This is a genomic window from Limnohabitans sp. 15K, from assembly GCF_002778285.1.
Taxonomy (GTDB): domain Bacteria; phylum Pseudomonadota; class Gammaproteobacteria; order Burkholderiales; family Burkholderiaceae_C; genus Limnohabitans_A.
In genome coordinates this window covers 197,376-213,373 of record NZ_NESM01000004.1, presented here as the reverse complement: position 1 = coordinate 213,373, position 15,998 = coordinate 197,376, and the positions used below count along the sequence as shown (strand labels likewise).

18 protein-coding genes are annotated in these 15,998 nt (G+C 57.8%); 10 read left to right on the top strand and 8 right to left on the bottom strand.

The genetic code is table 11. The annotated features are described in order from the left end of the window. Nucleotides 1-29 precede the first annotated feature (29 nt). From B9Z40_RS14445 to B9Z40_RS14425, 5 genes are all read right to left on the bottom strand, one after another. Nucleotides 30-1,568: a 2-isopropylmalate synthase gene (locus tag B9Z40_RS14445; protein ID WP_100174054.1), complete on the bottom strand. Its 1,539-nt coding sequence runs from the start codon at nt 1,566-1,568 to the stop codon at nt 30-32. A gap of 197 nt (nt 1,569-1,765) precedes the next feature. After that, nucleotides 1,766-2,587, bottom strand: a complete 822-nt coding sequence (gene pssA / locus B9Z40_RS14440; protein ID WP_100174053.1) for a CDP-diacylglycerol--serine O-phosphatidyltransferase — start codon at nt 2,585-2,587, stop codon at nt 1,766-1,768. A 112-nt stretch (nt 2,588-2,699) separates the two neighbouring features. After that, complete coding sequence (ilvC, locus tag B9Z40_RS14435; protein WP_019425312.1) at nt 2,700-3,716, bottom strand: ketol-acid reductoisomerase; 1,017 nt, start codon at nt 3,714-3,716, stop codon at nt 2,700-2,702. Between the two features lie 40 nt (nt 3,717-3,756). Beyond that, a complete protein-coding gene (gene ilvN / locus B9Z40_RS14430) occupies nt 3,757-4,248 on the bottom strand; it encodes an acetolactate synthase small subunit (protein WP_053175395.1) in 492 nt (163 codons plus the stop codon). Between the two features lie 2 nt (nt 4,249-4,250). Further along, nucleotides 4,251-6,014: an acetolactate synthase 3 catalytic subunit gene (locus B9Z40_RS14425; protein WP_100174052.1), complete on the bottom strand. Its 1,764-nt coding sequence runs from the start codon at nt 6,012-6,014 to the stop codon at nt 4,251-4,253. Between the two features lie 304 nt (nt 6,015-6,318). Between B9Z40_RS14425 and B9Z40_RS14420 the strand changes: the two genes are divergently transcribed. The 6 genes from B9Z40_RS14420 to B9Z40_RS14395 are packed head-to-tail and all read left to right on the top strand — an operon-like array spanning nt 6,319 to nt 9,626. Further along, on the top strand, nt 6,319-6,885 hold the full coding sequence (locus tag B9Z40_RS14420) for an RNA polymerase sigma factor (protein WP_100174051.1): 567 nt from the start codon (nt 6,319-6,321) through the stop codon (nt 6,883-6,885). Continuing rightward, nucleotides 6,882-7,328: a DUF3619 family protein gene (locus tag B9Z40_RS14415; RefSeq protein ID WP_100174050.1), complete on the top strand. Its 447-nt coding sequence runs from the start codon at nt 6,882-6,884 to the stop codon at nt 7,326-7,328. Before B9Z40_RS14420 ends, B9Z40_RS14415 begins: the two co-directional genes overlap by 4 nt. Beyond that, entirely contained in the window at nt 7,321-8,049 is a 729-nt protein-coding gene (locus B9Z40_RS14410) for a DUF3106 domain-containing protein (protein ID WP_100174049.1), read from the top strand. Before B9Z40_RS14415 ends, B9Z40_RS14410 begins: the two co-directional genes overlap by 8 nt. Continuing rightward, nucleotides 8,046-8,585, top strand: a complete 540-nt coding sequence (locus B9Z40_RS14405; protein ID WP_233204925.1) for an RDD family protein — start codon at nt 8,046-8,048, stop codon at nt 8,583-8,585. The genes B9Z40_RS14410 and B9Z40_RS14405 overlap by 4 nt, the downstream gene beginning before the upstream one ends. Before the next feature lie 22 nt (nt 8,586-8,607). Next, nucleotides 8,608-9,012 carry a diacylglycerol kinase gene (locus tag B9Z40_RS14400; protein ID WP_100174047.1) on the top strand — a complete coding sequence of 135 codons (405 nt, stop codon included), beginning with the start codon at nt 8,608-8,610 and terminating at the stop codon, nt 9,010-9,012. After that, a complete protein-coding gene (locus tag B9Z40_RS14395; RefSeq protein WP_100174046.1) occupies nt 9,009-9,626 on the top strand; it encodes a TIGR00730 family Rossman fold protein in 618 nt (205 codons plus the stop codon). Before B9Z40_RS14400 ends, B9Z40_RS14395 begins: the two co-directional genes overlap by 4 nt. Before the next feature lie 44 nt (nt 9,627-9,670). Here the strand turns inward: B9Z40_RS14395 and B9Z40_RS14390 are convergent, their stop codons facing one another. Further along, nucleotides 9,671-10,009 carry a P-II family nitrogen regulator gene (locus B9Z40_RS14390; protein ID WP_100174045.1) on the bottom strand — a complete coding sequence of 113 codons (339 nt, stop codon included), beginning with the start codon at nt 10,007-10,009 and terminating at the stop codon, nt 9,671-9,673. A 35-nt stretch (nt 10,010-10,044) separates the two neighbouring features. Continuing rightward, nucleotides 10,045-11,718, bottom strand: coding sequence for an NAD+ synthase (locus B9Z40_RS14385; protein ID WP_100174044.1), 1,674 nt, complete (start codon nt 11,716-11,718; stop codon nt 10,045-10,047). 4 nt (nt 11,719-11,722) lie between these two features. Here B9Z40_RS14385 and B9Z40_RS14380 point away from each other — a divergent pair, with 4 nt between their 5' ends. From B9Z40_RS14380 to B9Z40_RS14370, 3 genes are all read left to right on the top strand, one after another. Continuing rightward, nucleotides 11,723-12,934, top strand: a complete 1,212-nt coding sequence (locus tag B9Z40_RS14380) for a GNAT family N-acetyltransferase (RefSeq protein ID WP_100174043.1) — start codon at nt 11,723-11,725, stop codon at nt 12,932-12,934. A 235-nt stretch (nt 12,935-13,169) separates the two neighbouring features. Beyond that, a complete protein-coding gene (locus B9Z40_RS14375) occupies nt 13,170-13,496 on the top strand; it encodes a type II toxin-antitoxin system RelE/ParE family toxin (protein WP_100174042.1) in 327 nt (108 codons plus the stop codon). Continuing rightward, the gene (locus B9Z40_RS14370; RefSeq protein ID WP_100174041.1) at nt 13,493-13,786 is read left to right on the top strand and encodes an addiction module antidote protein; all 294 of its coding nucleotides are present in this window, start codon (nt 13,493-13,495) and stop codon (nt 13,784-13,786) included. Before B9Z40_RS14375 ends, B9Z40_RS14370 begins: the two co-directional genes overlap by 4 nt. Before the next feature lie 49 nt (nt 13,787-13,835). Here B9Z40_RS14370 and ppa read toward each other — a convergent pair whose 3' ends face one another. Next, nucleotides 13,836-14,366 (bottom strand): inorganic diphosphatase, encoded by a 531-nt coding sequence (gene ppa, locus B9Z40_RS14365; protein ID WP_100174040.1) that lies wholly within the window; start codon nt 14,364-14,366, stop codon nt 13,836-13,838. Between the two features lie 159 nt (nt 14,367-14,525). Here ppa and B9Z40_RS14360 point away from each other — a divergent pair, with 159 nt between their 5' ends. Next, the gene (locus B9Z40_RS14360; RefSeq protein ID WP_100174105.1) at nt 14,526-15,959 is read left to right on the top strand and encodes an aldehyde dehydrogenase family protein; all 1,434 of its coding nucleotides are present in this window, start codon (nt 14,526-14,528) and stop codon (nt 15,957-15,959) included. Nucleotides 15,960-15,998: the final 39 nt, after the last annotated feature.

Genomic DNA, 15,998 nt, shown 5'->3' with positions numbered 1-15,998 from the left:
AGCCAGATAGTACGTTTAAAGTACTGCTTTCAACCCTGCGCAGCCACCCGATCGGCTTTGCTCTGCAATTTATTGAGGGCGCTCAGATAGGCCTTGGCCGATGCCACAACGATGTCAGGGTCTGATCCCACACCGTTGACCACACGACCGCTGTTTTGCAAACGGACCGTCACTTCACCTTGGCTCTCGGTCGACCCGCTGATGGCATTGACCGAGTACAGCACCATTTCAGCACCGCTTTTGATGTGCGACTCGATGGCTTTGAGCGAGGCATCCACAGGGCCGTTTCCGTCCGATTCGGCCCGCACCTCTTTGCCCTCAACCGTGAAAACCACCGATGCATGGGGCCGCTCGCCGGTTTCGCTGTGCTGCGACATGGAGACAAAACCATACTGCTCTTTGTCGGCAGTCACGCTCTCGTCGCCCACCAAAGCCAGGATGTCTTCGTCAAAAATCTCGCTCTTGCGGTCGGCCAACTCCTTGAACTTGGCAAAGGCGTTGTTGATTTCTGTCTCGCTGTCGAGCGTTACACCCAGGTCCTGCAGGCGCTGCTTGAAGGCGTTGCGGCCACTGAGCTTGCCCAAGACGATCTTGTTGGTGGTCCAGCCCACATCCTCAGCGCGCATGATTTCATAGGTGTCGCGCGCCTTGAGCACGCCGTCCTGGTGAATGCCCGAGGCGTGGGCAAAAGCGTTGGCCCCGACCACGGCTTTGTTGGGCTGAACCACAAAACCCGTCGTCTGGCTGACCATTCGGCTGGCCGCCACGATGTGGCTGGTGTCAATGCCGATGTCGAGGCCGAAATAATCGCGACGCGTTTTGACCGCCATGACCACTTCTTCGAGTGAGCAATTGCCCGCACGCTCGCCCAAACCGTTGATGGTGCACTCAACCTGACGTGCGCCGCCAATCTTGACGCCAGCCAAAGAGTTGGCCACCGCCATGCCCAAGTCGTTGTGGCAGTGCACGGACCAAATGGCTTTGTCAGAGTTGGGAATGCGCTCGCGCAGGGTGCGGATGAACTCGCCGTACAGCTCAGGCACGGCATATCCCACCGTGTCGGGCACGTTGATCGTGGTAGCCCCTTCGGCAATCACGGCTTCGATGACTCGGCACAAGAAATCCATCTCGCTGCGGTAACCATCTTCCGGGCTGAACTCAACATCGCCCACCAAATTGCGTGCAAAGCGAACCGATTGCTTGGCTTGCTCAAACACTTGGTCGGGCGACATGCGCAACTTCTTCTCCATGTGCAATGGGGAGGTTGCAATGAAAGTATGAATGCGACCGCTGTTGGCGCCTTTGAGGGCCTCGGCAGCACGCGAAATGTCGCGGTCATTGGCTCGGGACAAAGAGCAAATGGTGGAGTCCTTGATCGCGTCGGCGATGCTTTTGACCGCCTCAAAATCACCATTGGAGCTGGCAGCAAAACCGGCTTCGATCACGTCCACGCGCAGACGCTCCAGCTGGCGGGCAATGCGCAGCTTCTCGTCGCGGGTCATGGATGCACCGGGGGACTGCTCGCCGTCGCGCAAGGTGGTGTCGAAAATAATCAGTTTGTCAGTCATGTTCACTCCTGGTCAAAAACCCGCAAGTCCAAGCAAAAATGCAAAAGGCCCGATGCGGATGGCATTCGGGCCTTTTGGGAAAATGTTTGCGTGCGCTACACATCCCGCCCGTGGGGCGTTAGCAGTAGTGCAAACAAAGAAAAATTCATAGAAACACTTTAGCACAGTTCAAAACGCAAAGTGTCTTGCAGTTGACATCACTGGTGCAAACCGCGTTCATCGGGCTCGTCGGTGGAGGTGCTGATCATGCTGGTCGGCTGGCCTTTGGCCTTGCGCCAGATGTAGATCACATAACCGCTCAAGCCATAGAGCACAAACAAGCCGAACAAAACCGTGGGGGGATCGATGTTCACCGCCGCAATGCCCAAGGCCACCAACACCAAGGTGGCAAACGGCACGCTCTTTTTCATGTGCATGTCTTTGAAGCTGTAAAACGGCACGTTGGTCACCATCGTCAAACCCGAAAACAGGCACACGGCAAACATGCCCCAGGCCACCGCTTTGGCAGGCACGGCGTTGTCAAACATGATCCACACAAAGCCCATGACCAAGGCCGCGGCAGCTGGCGATGGCAAGCCCTGAAAATACCGTTTATCGACCACGCCCGTGTTCACATTGAAGCGTGCCAGGCGCAGCGCAGCGCAGGCGCAATACACAAATGCGGCAATCCAGCCCCAGCGGCCCAACTCCTTGAGCGTCCAGACATACGCAATCAGGGCAGGCGCGGCACCAAAAGACACCATGTCAGACAGCGAATCCATCTGTTCGCCAAAAGCACTTTGGGTGTTCGTCATGCGGGCTACACGGCCATCCAGGCTGTCGAGCACCATGGCGCTGAAAATGCCCACCGTGGCCAAATCAAAACGGCCATTGATGGCCATGACCACCGCATAAAAACCCGCAAACAGGGCCGCCAAGGTGATCATGTTGGGCAACATGTAAATGCCCTTGGAAGGTTTGCGCACGGGAGCGGCTGACTCCGGCTCTTCGGCTCTGTTTTTGTCGTTGATTTTGCTCATCGTCCATTCCTATTGCGTTTTTCGGAGCCATCCCTTATCAGCCAAGTTTAAGGCAGTCCGAGCGCCCAAGAAAAAGGCCACCGAGGTGGCCTTTTTCCATCGCAAAAAGCGATCAGTTGCGGGTCTTGTCAACCAGCTTGTTCTTGGCGATCCAAGGCATCATGGCGCGCAGTTGTGCGCCCACGACTTCGATGGAGTGCTCAGAAGTCAAGCGACGACGCGCCGTCATGCTTGGGTAGTTGGTCTTGCCTTCCAAGATGAACATCTTGGCGTATTCACCCGTTTGGATGCGCTTCAAGGCATTGCGCATGGCGACGCGCGACTCTTCGTTGATGACTTCAGGACCGGTCACGTACTCGCCGTACTCGGCGTTGTTCGAGATCGAGTAGTTCATGTTGCCGATACCACCTTCGTAGATCAGGTCAACGATCAGCTTCAACTCGTGCAAGCACTCGAAGTAAGCCATTTCAGGGGCGTAACCGGCTTCCACCAGCGTCTCGTAACCCATCTTGATCAGCTCAACCGCGCCACCGCACAGAACAGCCTGCTCACCGAACAAGTCGGTTTCAGTCTCTTCTTTGAAGTTGGTTTCAATGATGCCGGCCTTGCCGCCACCGTTGGCCATGGCGTAGCTCAGAGCCAAAGCACGGGCCTTGCCGCTCTTGTCCTGGTGAATCGCCACCAAGTGGGGCACGCCGCCACCTTGGGTGTAGGTGTTGCGCACGGTGTGACCTGGGGCCTTAGGGGCGACCATCCACACGTCCAGGTCTTCGCGGGGAACGACTTGGTTGTAGTGTACGTTGAAGCCGTGGGCAAAGGCCAAAGAAGCGCCTTGTTTGATGTGGGGGGCCACATTGTTGTTGTAAACCTCGGCGATCATTTCGTCGGGCAACAAGATCATGACCACGTCAGCTGCCTTGACGGCATCGTTGACTTCCATCACGGTCAAACCGGCTTTGCCGACTTTGTCCCAAGATGCGCCACCTTTGCGCAGACCGACGACCACTTTGACGCCGCTGTCGTTCAGGTTTTGGGCGTGTGCATGGCCTTGCGAGCCGTAACCAAGAATGGCAACGGTCTTGCCCTTGATAACGCTCAGATCACAATCTTTGTCGTAAAAAACTTTCACAGGGTTCTCCTTAGGAATAAAACAGGTTCAAGGGTTGAGTTTAGACGCGCAGGATGCGCTCGCCGCGCCCGATACCGCATGCACCGGTGCGCACGGTCTCCAAGATGGCACTGCGGTCGATCGCCTCCAAAAAGGCGTCGTTCTTCGATTGGTCACCGGTCAGCTCTACGGTGTAGCTCTTGTCGGTGACGTCAATCACACGGCCCCGGAAGATGTCGGCCATGCGTTTCATTTCTTCGCGTTCCTTGCCGACGGCGCGCACTTTCACGAGCATCAACTCGCGCTCGGTGTAAGCACCTTCGGTCAGGTCCACAACCTTGACCACCTCGATCAGGCGGTTCAAGTGTTTGGTGATCTGCTCGATCACGTCGTCCGAACCGGTGGTCTGGATGGTCATGCGCGAGAGGCTGGGGTCTTCGGTCGGGGCCACGGTCAAAGACTCGATGTTGTAGCCACGGGCCGAAAACAAACCCACCACGCGGGACAAAGCGCCCGCTTCGTTTTCAATCAATACAGCAATGATGTGTTTCATGATTACAGATCCTCCGCGCCCATGATCATCTCGGTGATGCCCTTGCCGGCCTGCACCATCGGGAACACGTTTTCAGTGGGGTCCGTTCGGATGTCCAAGAAAACGGTGCGGTCCTTGAGCCTGCGGGCTTCGCGCAAGGCGGGCTCCACATCCTCCGGTTTTTCAACCAAGATGCCGACGTGGCCATAAGCTTCGGCCAACTTCACAAAGTTGGGCAAGGCGTCCATGTAGCTGTGGCTGTAACGACCGGAGTAATCAATCTCCTGCCACTGGCGCACCATGCCCAAGTAACCGTTGTTCAGGGCCACCACTTTGATGGGCGTGTTGTATTGCAGGCAAGTCGAGAGCTCTTGAATGCACATCTGCACAGAACCTTCGCCCGTCACGCAGAACACTTCGCTGTCTGGCTTGGCCAGTTTGATGCCCATGGCATAGGGAATGCCCACGCCCATGGTGCCCAAACCACCGGAGTTGATCCAGCGGCGTGGTTCGTTGAACTTGTAGTACTGAGCCGCCCACATCTGGTGCTGACCCACGTCTGAGGTGATGTAAGCATCGGCGTCCTTGGTCATGTCCCACAAGGTCTCAATGACTTTTTGCGGCTTGATGACCAGAGAATTGCTGTTGTCGTACTTCATGCAATCGCGTTTGCGCCAGCCTTCGACGGTTTCCCACCACTGGGCCAAAGCCTGTGGGTCGGGCTTGAGGCCGGATTCGCGAATCATGCCCATGAGTTCGGTCAACACATCTTTCACGTCGCCCACGATCGGCACATCCACTTTCACGCGCTTGGAAATACTGGACGGGTCGATGTCAATGTGGATGATTTTGCGGTCCACCGAAGCAAAGTGCTTGGGGTTGCCGATGACGCGGTCGTCAAACCGGGCACCCACAGCCAAGAGCACATCGCAGTTTTGCATGGCGTTGTTGGCTTCGAGGGTGCCGTGCATGCCCAGCATGCCCAAGAAACGGCGGTCTGTGGCGGGAAAAGCCCCCAAACCCATCAAAGTGTTAGTGACCGGCACGTTGAGCATGTCCACCAGGGCACGCAACTCGGCGCTGGCATTGCTCAAGAGCACACCACCGCCGGTGTAGATGTAAGGCCGCTTGGCCGCCATCAGCAACTGCAAAGCCTTGCGGATCTGACCGCCGTGGCCCTTGCGCACGGGGTTGTAAGAACGCATTTCCACGGTCTCGGGGTAGCCCGAGTACATCACCTTGTTGAAGGAAACGTCTTTGGGCACGTCCACCACCACAGGGCCAGGGCGGCCACTGCGCGCAATGTGGAAGGCTTTTTTCATGACCTCGGCCATGTCCTTGGCGTCTTTGACCAAGAAGTTGTGCTTGACGATGGGACGGGTAATGCCCACGGTGTCGCATTCCTGGAACGCATCGAGGCCAATGGCCGCAGTGGGCACTTGGCCACTGATGATGACCATAGGGATGCTGTCCATGTAGGCGGTCGCAATACCGGTGACGGCATTGGTCAGGCCGGGGCCCGAAGTGACCAGCGCCACACCCACTTCGCCCGTGGCACGGGCAAACCCGTCGGCCGCGTGCACGGCAGCTTGCTCGTGACGCACGAGGACGTGCTGGATGGTGTCTTGCTTGTAAAAAGCGTCGTAAATGTGCAAAACGGCACCACCGGGGTAACCCCAGATGTATTGCACGTTTTCCGCTTGGAGTGCTTTGACGAGAATTTCTGCACCGCGCAATTCTTGAGCGCCCGCAGGGGTGTGAGCCGTATCGGCCTTGTTCATTTCCATATTCAACCTTTGTGAATTTCTCTAACGAAAAACCTTGGGTGCCCCTGGGCTCGACTCTTGTGAAGTGGCTTTGGGACTTAAGACCACAGACATGGGCACCAAACTGTAAAAGTGCCGGACGGTGATCCGTTTGCTTTTTTTCAATTGCAATCGCGCATTATCGCACTTGTGCGGTGCAAATTTTGAAATTCATGGAATGAGCCGATCCGGTGACATAATTGTTCAGCTCTGAGTGGCTATGACCCGCCCAACCGTTCAGCCTTTTTTATTCAAGCGAAGCATTGCTTTGGCGTGAGACAACTCTTTGGCATCCGACTCTGAACTTGCAGAATTTCTGAAAAACATGGAAAAAAAGGCGTTCAAACGCACTTATTACCATGTCAGAAACGAGGATGCGGCCTTGGATATCCTCCAAGACAGCATGATCAAGCTGTGCACCCATTACGCCGACAAGCCTGTGGTAGAACTGCCACTGCTGTTTCAACGCATCCTATCCAACACCACGCTGGACTGGTTTCGCAGGCAAAAAACCAGAAATGCACTTTTTACAAATTTGGGTGATTTCAATGCGGTTGATGGGGATGGCGAATTTGACCTGCTGGAAGTGACCGGCAACAACGCTGAAGATGCCTCATCAGAAAGCGCAGAAGACTGGGTAGGCCGTCTGCAGACCCTCGAGCACATCGAAACCGCTGTCATGGCATTGCCTGCACGTCAACGAGAAGCCTTCTTGCTGCGTTATTGGGAAGAGCACGACGTAGCGCAGACCGCTGCAGTGATGGGCTGCTCAGAAGGCAGCGTCAAAACCCATTGTTCCCGGGCGATCCAGGCCCTGAGCAAAACATTGGGAACACAAGGAATCAGACCATGAAACACGCATCCACACCCTCTGCCAACGAAATAGACAGCTTGGGCCATTACTTTTCAGGCCAGCTTTCCCTGGCGACCACAGATTTGCCCCATGAAATCTCCGAGCGCCTGCGCGTGGCACGCTTGTTGGCAATCGGTCAGCGCAAACCTTTGGTGCAAGTTCGTCAGGCCCAAACCAACACCGTCCATGCAAACGGCACCCTGGCCTCTTCGGGCGACGAAGGTTTAGGCTTGTGGGGCATCCTGGCCTCCTCCTTGCCATTGCTGGCCCTGGTGGTCGGTCTGCTGGCGATTCAATGGACAAAAGACGACAACATCGCCATGGAAATTGCGGCCACAGATTCGGCCCTTTTGACCGATGAATTACCGCCCCACGCTTACACAGATGCTGGTTTTGCCCAGTTTTTGAAACTCAACCGCAGCACCACGGGCCAGCATGACTGAGCTGCGCACTGGCCGTGTTCCCTTTTTGAAAGCCTTGCTGATCTTTGTCATCGGCGGGACTTTTTTTGCGGGTTGGATGGGTGCAGCAGCACAAACGCCTTCAATCACGCCTCCAGGCACATTGGCAGCCGGCAACAACGCCAAGGCCGACACCGTCAGCACTGCAACCTCCAGCGCATGGCGGCAACTGACCCCCATGCAAAGACAAGCGCTGGCGCCTTTGGGCGCGCAATGGAGCGCCTTGACTGCACAGCAACAAGCCAAGTGGCTCACCATTTCAAAGAACTTCACACAACTGCCTGTGGCTGACCAAGTCACCATGCACTCGCGCATGGCCGATTGGGTGGATTTGAGCCCCCAGCAACGCAACTTGGCGCGTTTGAACTTCAATCAGATGCAAAGCTTGCCCAAAGAAGATAAAAAAGCGAAATGGGAGGCTTACCAGGCTCTGCCCGCAGAAGAAAAACGCTTGCTCAGCGAAAGCACGGCAAGCCCTGCCAAAAGTGCGGCACCAACCATCAAGCCCTTGGAAGCCCATCGCCTAGTCCAGACACCTGCGAAAGCCTCATCAGGTGCTGCACCTCAAACGGCCGTCATCGATCGCAAAACCCTTTTGCCACGCCAAACGACTCTGACCACGCCGACCCAGAGCCCGCCCTTGCCCGCGTCGTCCGACATGCCCGAAGGTCTCAAGCCCGCCTCTGAAACGGCCCCATCATGACGGTCCAAGGCTTAGACTTTGCGTCTCTTGAGGAGACGACAACGCCGTCACTGATGCGCCGCATGGCCTGCTGGCTCTACGAAGGCATGCTCTTGTTTGGTGTCATGGTCTCCTCTGGCTTGGTCTATTTTGTGGCCGCCTATTGGGTGACAGGGTTGGCTCCTGGTGAGATGAACGTCCACCCCCAACTCAAATCTGGTTTGCAGGCCAGCAGTTTTTTGGTGCTGGGCCTGTATTTCATCTGGATGTGGCGACGCGGCCAGACTTTGGCCATGAAAACCTGGCGAATCCAAATCGTGGACTCGGCGGGTCAAAAAATCAGCCGAAAAACGGCCTTTAAACGTTACTTGGCCAGCTGGCTTTGGTTCCTTCCCCCTCTGGCCGCCTCATCGGCGCTGGGCTTGCCCCCTGTTGAGTTGGCTTTTTTGACTTTGGGTTGGATCACCGTTTGGGGTGTACTCAGCCGCTTTCACCCGCAAAGACAGTTTTGGCACGATGCTTTTGCCGGAACCCGCTTGATTACGGTTCAGAATTGAACTTTTCCCCGTTTGACGTGCCATGCAAGAACCCTCCCCCGCTCCAACAGACGTTGTCAACCCACAAAAAGCACGCAAAGGCTTGAACCGCGTGTTCCATGCAGGGGGTTACTCGATCCAGGGCCTGCGCGCTGGATGGGGAGAAACTGCGTTTCGCCAAGAAGCCATTTTGGCCATGGCCTTGCTGCCTATGGCATTTTGGCTGGGTCAAGGGTGGGTGGAAACCGCCTTGCTGGCCGGCACGGTGTTGCTGGTCATGATTGTCGAGTTGCTCAACACCTGCATCGAATCGGCCATCGATCGCATCGGCCCTGAATGGCACGATCTGTCCAAGCGGGCCAAAGACATGGGCAGCGCTGCGGTGCTGCTCAGCTTATTGCTGTGCTTGGGCGTCTGGTTGGGCGCACTTTGGCAACGGTTCGCATGACCGAAAGTAGCGTCAACCTAACCGCTACAGATCAGCCCGCCTTCTCTGTCTGCGTTTACTGCGGCTCCAAACCCGGTAACAAACCTGAATTCGCGCAAATTGCAGTGCAAGTCGGCACATGGATCGGCCAGCATGGTGGTCAATTGGTCTACGGCGGCGGGCGAAACGGCCTGATGGGCTTGGTGGCCGAAGCCACGTTGGCGGCAGGTGGCACTGTGATTGGCATCATCCCCAAGGCTTTGGTCGAAAAAGAATGGGCGCACCACGGTTGCACCGAACTTCATGTGGTGGACACCATGCACGAGCGCAAACGCCTCATGGCCGACAAAGCCGACGCTTTTTTGGCCCTGCCCGGGGGCATCGGCACTTTTGAAGAGTTGTTTGAGGTCTGGACCTGGCGTCAGCTGGGTTACCACGACAAACCCGTGGGCATCCTCAACAGCCTGGGCTACTACGATGGCCTGATGGGCTTCATCGGCCAAGTGGTGCAAGACGGTTTTATGGGCGAGTGGCAAACCGAGCTGGTCACCCTGGGCAATGAGCCCGAGGCGCTGCTGCAAAGTTTGGTGCAAAAAGCAGGCTTTTCCCCCCGCGCCAAAGTCGAACTGCTCTGACCTTTGGCGCTAGCTGAGCCGGGCTGGGTAGCCCGGCTTTCCCATCAAACCGCGGTTTCGTCTTGCTCGCCTGTGCGAATACGGATCACGCGCTCGACCGTGGTCACAAAAATCTTGCCGTCACCGATCTTGCCGGTGCGCGCTGCCTTGATGATGGCGTCCACACAGCTGTCCACGTCTTGGTCCTTGACCACCACTTCGACTTTGACTTTGGGCAAAAAGTCGACCACGTACTCTGCGCCGCGGTACAACTCGGTGTGGCCTTTTTGACGGCCAAAACCCTTGACTTCGGTCACTGTCAGGCCCGTCACGCCACATTCGGCCAAAGCTTCGCGCACTTCTTCGAGTTTGAAAGGTTTGATGACGGCGGTGATCTGTTTCATGGAAAAAATCCTCAAAAAATAGAAATGGCCCGAAATCAGGCGCGGAATTTGTTGGTCATAGGATAACGCCAATCCTTGCCAAAACTGCGGTGCGTCACGCGAATGCCCACCGGCGACTGGCGGCGTTTGTACTCATTGAGCTTAATCAGGCGAGTGACTTTTTCCACATCTTCCCGCTCAAAGCCATCGGCAATCAGCGCTTCTACGCCCTCGTCGTTTTCCATGTAGCGCTGAATGATCGCGTCCAGCACCTCATACGCGGGCAGGCTGTCCTGGTCTTTTTGGTCAGGGCGCAGCTCGGCGCTGGGCGGGCGGGTGATGATGCGCTCAGGGATCGGCTGGCTGCCCGTGCCGTAGGGATCGTTCTGGTTCCGCCAGCGCGCCAAGTCAAACACACGGGTCTTGACCACGTCCTTGATGACCGCAAAACCGCCCGCCATGTCGCCATACAGCGTGCAGTACCCCGTGGCCATCTCGCTTTTGTTGCCGGTGGTCAGCACAATCGCCCCGGTCTTGTTGGAAAGCGCCATGAGCAGCGTGCCGCGCACGCGGGCTTGGATGTTTTCTTCGGTCGTGTCTTCTTTCAGGCCCTCAAACTGCGCCGACAGCGCCTGTTTGAAGCCGTCAAACAAGGGCGCGATCGAGATTTCGTCATACCGCACATTCAGTCGCTTGACCATGTCGCGCGAATCGATCCAGCTGATGTCGGCCGTGTAAGGCGAAGGCATCATGACCGCGTGAATCTTGTCGGCCCCGATCGCGTCCACCGCAATCGCCAGCACCAGAGCTGAGTCAATGCCGCCCGACAGGCCCAAAATCGCACCCTTGAAACCGTTCTTGCCCAAATAGTCGCGCACGCCCAGCACCAGCGCATCCCACAGCTCGGCATCGGCACTGGCCATGGGCACCAAGGCCTCAGGCGCAGCACGCAGGTCCACACCCTGCTGGCCAACCGATGCCTGCACTGCCAAGTCGGCTTCGCGAAAGCCCTCGGCCCGCGCCACGGTTTCGCCTTGGGCGTTGAGTGCAAACGAGCGGCCTTCAAAAATCACCTCGTCTTGCCCACCGACCAAATGCGCGTAAATCAAAGGCAAGCCGCTATCGGCCACCCGCTCACGCATGCGCTGCTCGCGCTCCGGGCCTTTACCGGCATGGAAAGGCGAGGCGTTCAACACCGCCAGCACCTGGGCACCCGCATCACGGGCCAAGCGTGCGGGCTCTTCAAACCAAGCGTCTTCGCAAATGAGCAAGCCCACCCGCACACCTTCGACCTCGAAGACGCCCACCCCGTTGCCGGGCGTGAAATAACGGCGCTCGTCAAAAACTTGGTAGTTGGGCAGCTCGCGCTTGTCATAAGCACACACCACATGCCCCTCGCACAAGATGCTGGCGCGGTTGTGGCGGCGCGTCACCGCCACGCTGCGGGTCCGCAGGCCGCCGCCTTCGGGGTGGCCCACCACCACATGCAAACCTTTTAACCCAGCCAGTTCGCGGGCCACTGTTTTCAGGGCATCATCACAGGCGTCAATAAAGGCGGGGCGCAGCAACAAGTCTTCGGCCGCATAGCCGCAAATCGACAGCTCGGGCGTCAGCACCAGGCGCGCACCCTCGGCATGCGCCCGGGTGGCGAAGTCGATGATCTTGCGGGCATTGCCCGGCATGTCACCGACGACAAAGTTGAGCTGGGCCACACGAATTTGGAGAGTCATACAGGTGCTGGAAAATGTGAGCTTGAATTATGTCACCCGGGTGCAAGACGACCTGGGTGCCATCGCGCCTGAAGCCTGGGACGACCTGCTCGCCCGGCAAGACGCCCCATCCCCCTTCATGCAGCATGCCTATTTGTCGGCCATGCAGACCAGCCAATCGGCCGCGCCCGAGACCGGCTGGACGCTGCAAGTCATCAGCCTGTGGCGCAGCACCCCGCAAGGCGATGTGTTGGCCGCTGCCTGCCCGCTCTACATCAAGACCCACTCACGCGGCGAATACGTGTTTGACCACGCCTGGGCCGACGCCTACCAGCGCCACGGCCTGGACTATTACCCCAAAGCCCTCGTGGCCTCGCCCTTCACACCCGTGCCCGGCAGCCGCCTGCTGGCAGAGTCAGACGACGCACGCCAAGCCCTGCTGGCCGCCTTGCTGGACATTTGCCAAACCAACAACATCCCCTCGCTGCACATTTTGTTTGGCAGCGCGCAAGACCTGCAAACCTGTGAGCAAGCCGGGCTGCTGCAGCGCGACCAGGTGCAGTTTCACTGGCAAAACCAAGGCTGGCGCGACTTTGATGACTTTTTGGCCAGCCTCACGCAAGAAAAACGCAAAAAAATCCGGCAAGAACGCCGCAAAGTGCAGGAGGCGGGCGTGACCTTTCGCGGCGTGCGCGGCCCCGACATGACGGACGCCGACTGGGCCCTGCTGCTGCGCTGCTACCAACAAACCTATTGGGAACACGGCAATGCGCCGTATTTGACCCCGGCGTTTTTTGAGTCCATGCGCACCGATATGGCCGCCAACTGGCTGCTGTTTGTGGCCGAACACGAAGCGCAGCCGATTGGCATCAGTCTGATCGGCCTGCACCTGGATGCCCAGGGTCAGCCCGAAGTGGCCTATGGCCGCTACTGGGGGGCTATTGCCCGGGTGGACTGCCTGCACTTTGAAGCCTGCTATTACCAGCCCATCGCATGGTGCATCCAGCACGGCCTCAAACGCTTTGAAGGCGGCGCACAAGGCGAGCACAAAATGGCCCGCGCACTGCTGCCCACCCCCACGCACAGCGCCCACTGGCTGGCGCATCCGTCCTTTTCTGAGGCCGTGGCCCGGTTTTTGGAGCGGGAAAAAGCGGGGGTGGAGAACTATCTGGAAGCGCTTAATCAGCACTCGCCGCTAAAGCAAATCCAACCCCCTGCAGGCTCCGAAATTTTGTAAGTCACCTTAAGGTCCGACAGGCTTACCTTGACTGGACCGCCAACGTGGCCGCCGGTCTGCGCGGCGTGCACCCGGGGCTTGAGGCGGTATTTGATAAGGTTTATGTGCGCCGCTTGGGCTTGAGTTGATAGGACAAACGCCCCGCTTCATAAGGCACTTGATATTTGACGCAGTCAGTGGCTAACTTGATGGCATAAAAATACATCAGGAGGGTAGCTTTAAAGCTACAATTGCCATGTTTCTTTTGAAGCACTACGTCAGTCCCCAAGGAGTGGACCTGTTTGGTTTGTGGTTGGATGAACTGCGAGACAAACAAGCGAGAGCCAGAGTTTCGGCGCGGATGCTCCGGTTGCAAAACGGGAATTTTGGCGATTGCAAGCCTGTTGGGGCGGGTGTTTGGGAGCTGCGGATTGATTGGGGTCCGGGCTACCGCGTCTATTACGCCTTGGCCGATAAAAAAGTAGTCTTGCTGTGCCAAGGAGGAGACAAGCGCTCGCAGCCGGCCGATATCGACAGAGCCGTTCAGCGTTGGTTGGAATGGCAAACAAGGAGTTCAAAATGAATGAAACCGCAAAACATGATGACTGGCTTTTTCAACAACTCCAAGACGCCGAATTTGCCTCCGAATACCTGAATGCAGCCAATGAGGATGACGATCCCAAGACTTATTTGGCTGCTTTGCGCAAAGTGGTTGAGGCGCGCTGCGGCATGACGGCGTTGGCTGCGCAGACCCAGCTGTCACGCGAAACCCTTTACCGAACCTTGTCGGCCCGGGGCAATCCCACGATCAAAACTTTGGCGGCTGTGCTCAAAGCCACGGGCCTGCGAATTTCCATCGCACCAGCCCCATAAAAAAACGCCTGCACGGTGCAAACCGGGCAGGCGTTTTATTTAAGGACGCTCAGGCCTTGTTGTAGTTGGCGATGCCGTCCAGCAGTTCTTTGGCGGCGGACTCGACGCCTTCCCAGCCCTTGACCTTGACCCACTTGCCTTTTTCGAGGTCTTTGTAGTGTTCAAAGAAGTGGGCGATTTGCTTGAGTTGCAGCTCGTGCACATCGGCCAGGGCCTTGATGTTGGCATAGATAGGCAGAATTTTTTCGGTGGGTACGGCCAAGATCTTGCCGTCCATGCCGCCTTCGTCTTCCATCAGCAAGATGCCAATAGCGCGGCACGAGACCACCACGCCTGGGGGCAGCGGGAAAGGCGTCATGACCAACACGTCGACCGGGTCACCGTCACCGGCGATGGTCTGGGGCACGTAGCCGTAGTTGGTGGGGTAGTGCATGGCGGTGCCCATGAAACGGTCCACAAACAAAGCGCCGGACTCTTTGTCGACTTCGTACTTCACAGGGTCGGAGTTCATCGGGATCTCGATGATGACGTTGAATGCGTCTGGCACTTTGCTGCCGGGGGTGACTTTGTTCAGGGACATGGTGTCTGCTTTTGAAAGTTAAGAGGAATCGGAAAATCCTAGGGATTAACCCCGATTTTACTTTCACGGCGCTTGCGAAAGCGAAGGCTCTGGATCCGCTGGTGGGCGTGATGTCTCTTGCGTGATTTCCAAGGCTGCGGCACCACCGACAATGGGGGCATGCAACACAACTTCATCGCCAACCAATCCGTCCCAGCCTTGGCCGGCCAGACCATCGACGTGCTGGACCCTTCTGACGGGCAGGTGTTTGATCAGATTCCCCGCAGCCAAGCGGCTGACATTGACCAAGCAGTGCAAGCGGCCCGCGCAGCTTTCAACGGCCCTTGGGGCAAGCTGACGGCTGTGGAGCGTGGGCGCTTGCTCATGAAGCTGTCTCAAAAAGTGAGCGAGCAGGCCGCCGAGCTGGCCGCCCTGGAGCAGCGCGACTGCGGCAAGCCCACCAAACAAGCCGCCGCCGATTCGGTGGCCTTGGCCCGTTACTTTGAGTTTTATGCCGGGTCCTGCGACAAGCTGCACGGCGAGACACTGCCCTACCAAAACGGCTACAGCGTCTTGACTTGGCGCGAGCCGCATGGCGTGACGGGCCATGTGATTCCCTGGAACTACCCGATGCAGATTTTTGGGCGCAGCGTTGGCGGCGCTTTGGCTGCGGGCAATGCCTGCGTGGTCAAACCTGCCGAAGACGCGTGCCTGAGCCTGATCCGCGTGGCGCAGTTGGCCGCCGAAGTGGGTTTTCCGCCCGGGGCCATCAACATCGTCACCGGTTACGGCCACGAAGTGGGCGACGCGCTGGCCCGCCACCCGGGCATTGACCACATCAGCTTCACCGGCAGCCCCCGGGTGGGCACACTCATCCAGCAAGTGGCCGCTGAGCGCCATTGCCCCGTGACGCTGGAGCTGGGCGGCAAGAGCCCACAAATCATTTTCGACGACGCCGACCTGGACGCGGCCATTCCGGTGGTGGTCAACGCCATCGTGCAGAACTCGGGCCAAACCTGCAGCGCGGGCTCACGCGTGCTGATCCAGCAAGGCATTTACGAGCCGCTTTTGAAGCGCTTGGGCGAAGCCTTTGGCCGCCTGCAAGTGGGCTCGGCCGCCATGAACCTGGACTTGGGCCCGCTGATCCGCGCCAGCCAGTTGGAGCGGGTCACCGGCTTTTTGGACCAAGCCAAGGCGGATAGCATTGCCACCGTGGCCCAGGGGCAAATTGCGGCAGGTGTGCCAGCTGGCGGCTTTTACCAAGCCCCCACTTTGCTGCGCGATGTGCCGGTGATGCACCGTTTGGCGCAAGAAGAAGTCTTTGGCCCGGTACTGTCGGCCATGTCCTTCACCGACGAAGACCATGCCATCGAATTGGCCAACGCCACCGAATTCGGTTTGGTGGCGGGCATCTGGACGCGTGACGGCGGCCGCCAGTTCCGCATGGCCAAGCGCGTGCGCAGCGGCCAGGTGTTCATCAACAACTACGGCGCAGGCGGTGGTGTGGAGTTGCCTTTTGGTGGCGTCAAGTCTTCGGGCTACGGACGCGAAAAGGGCTTTGAGGCGCTGCTGGGCTTTACCACCCTCAAAACCGTGGCCATCCAGCACGGCTGAGGCCACCTGTTGATCCGACCCGATGATGTTGGCATGAAC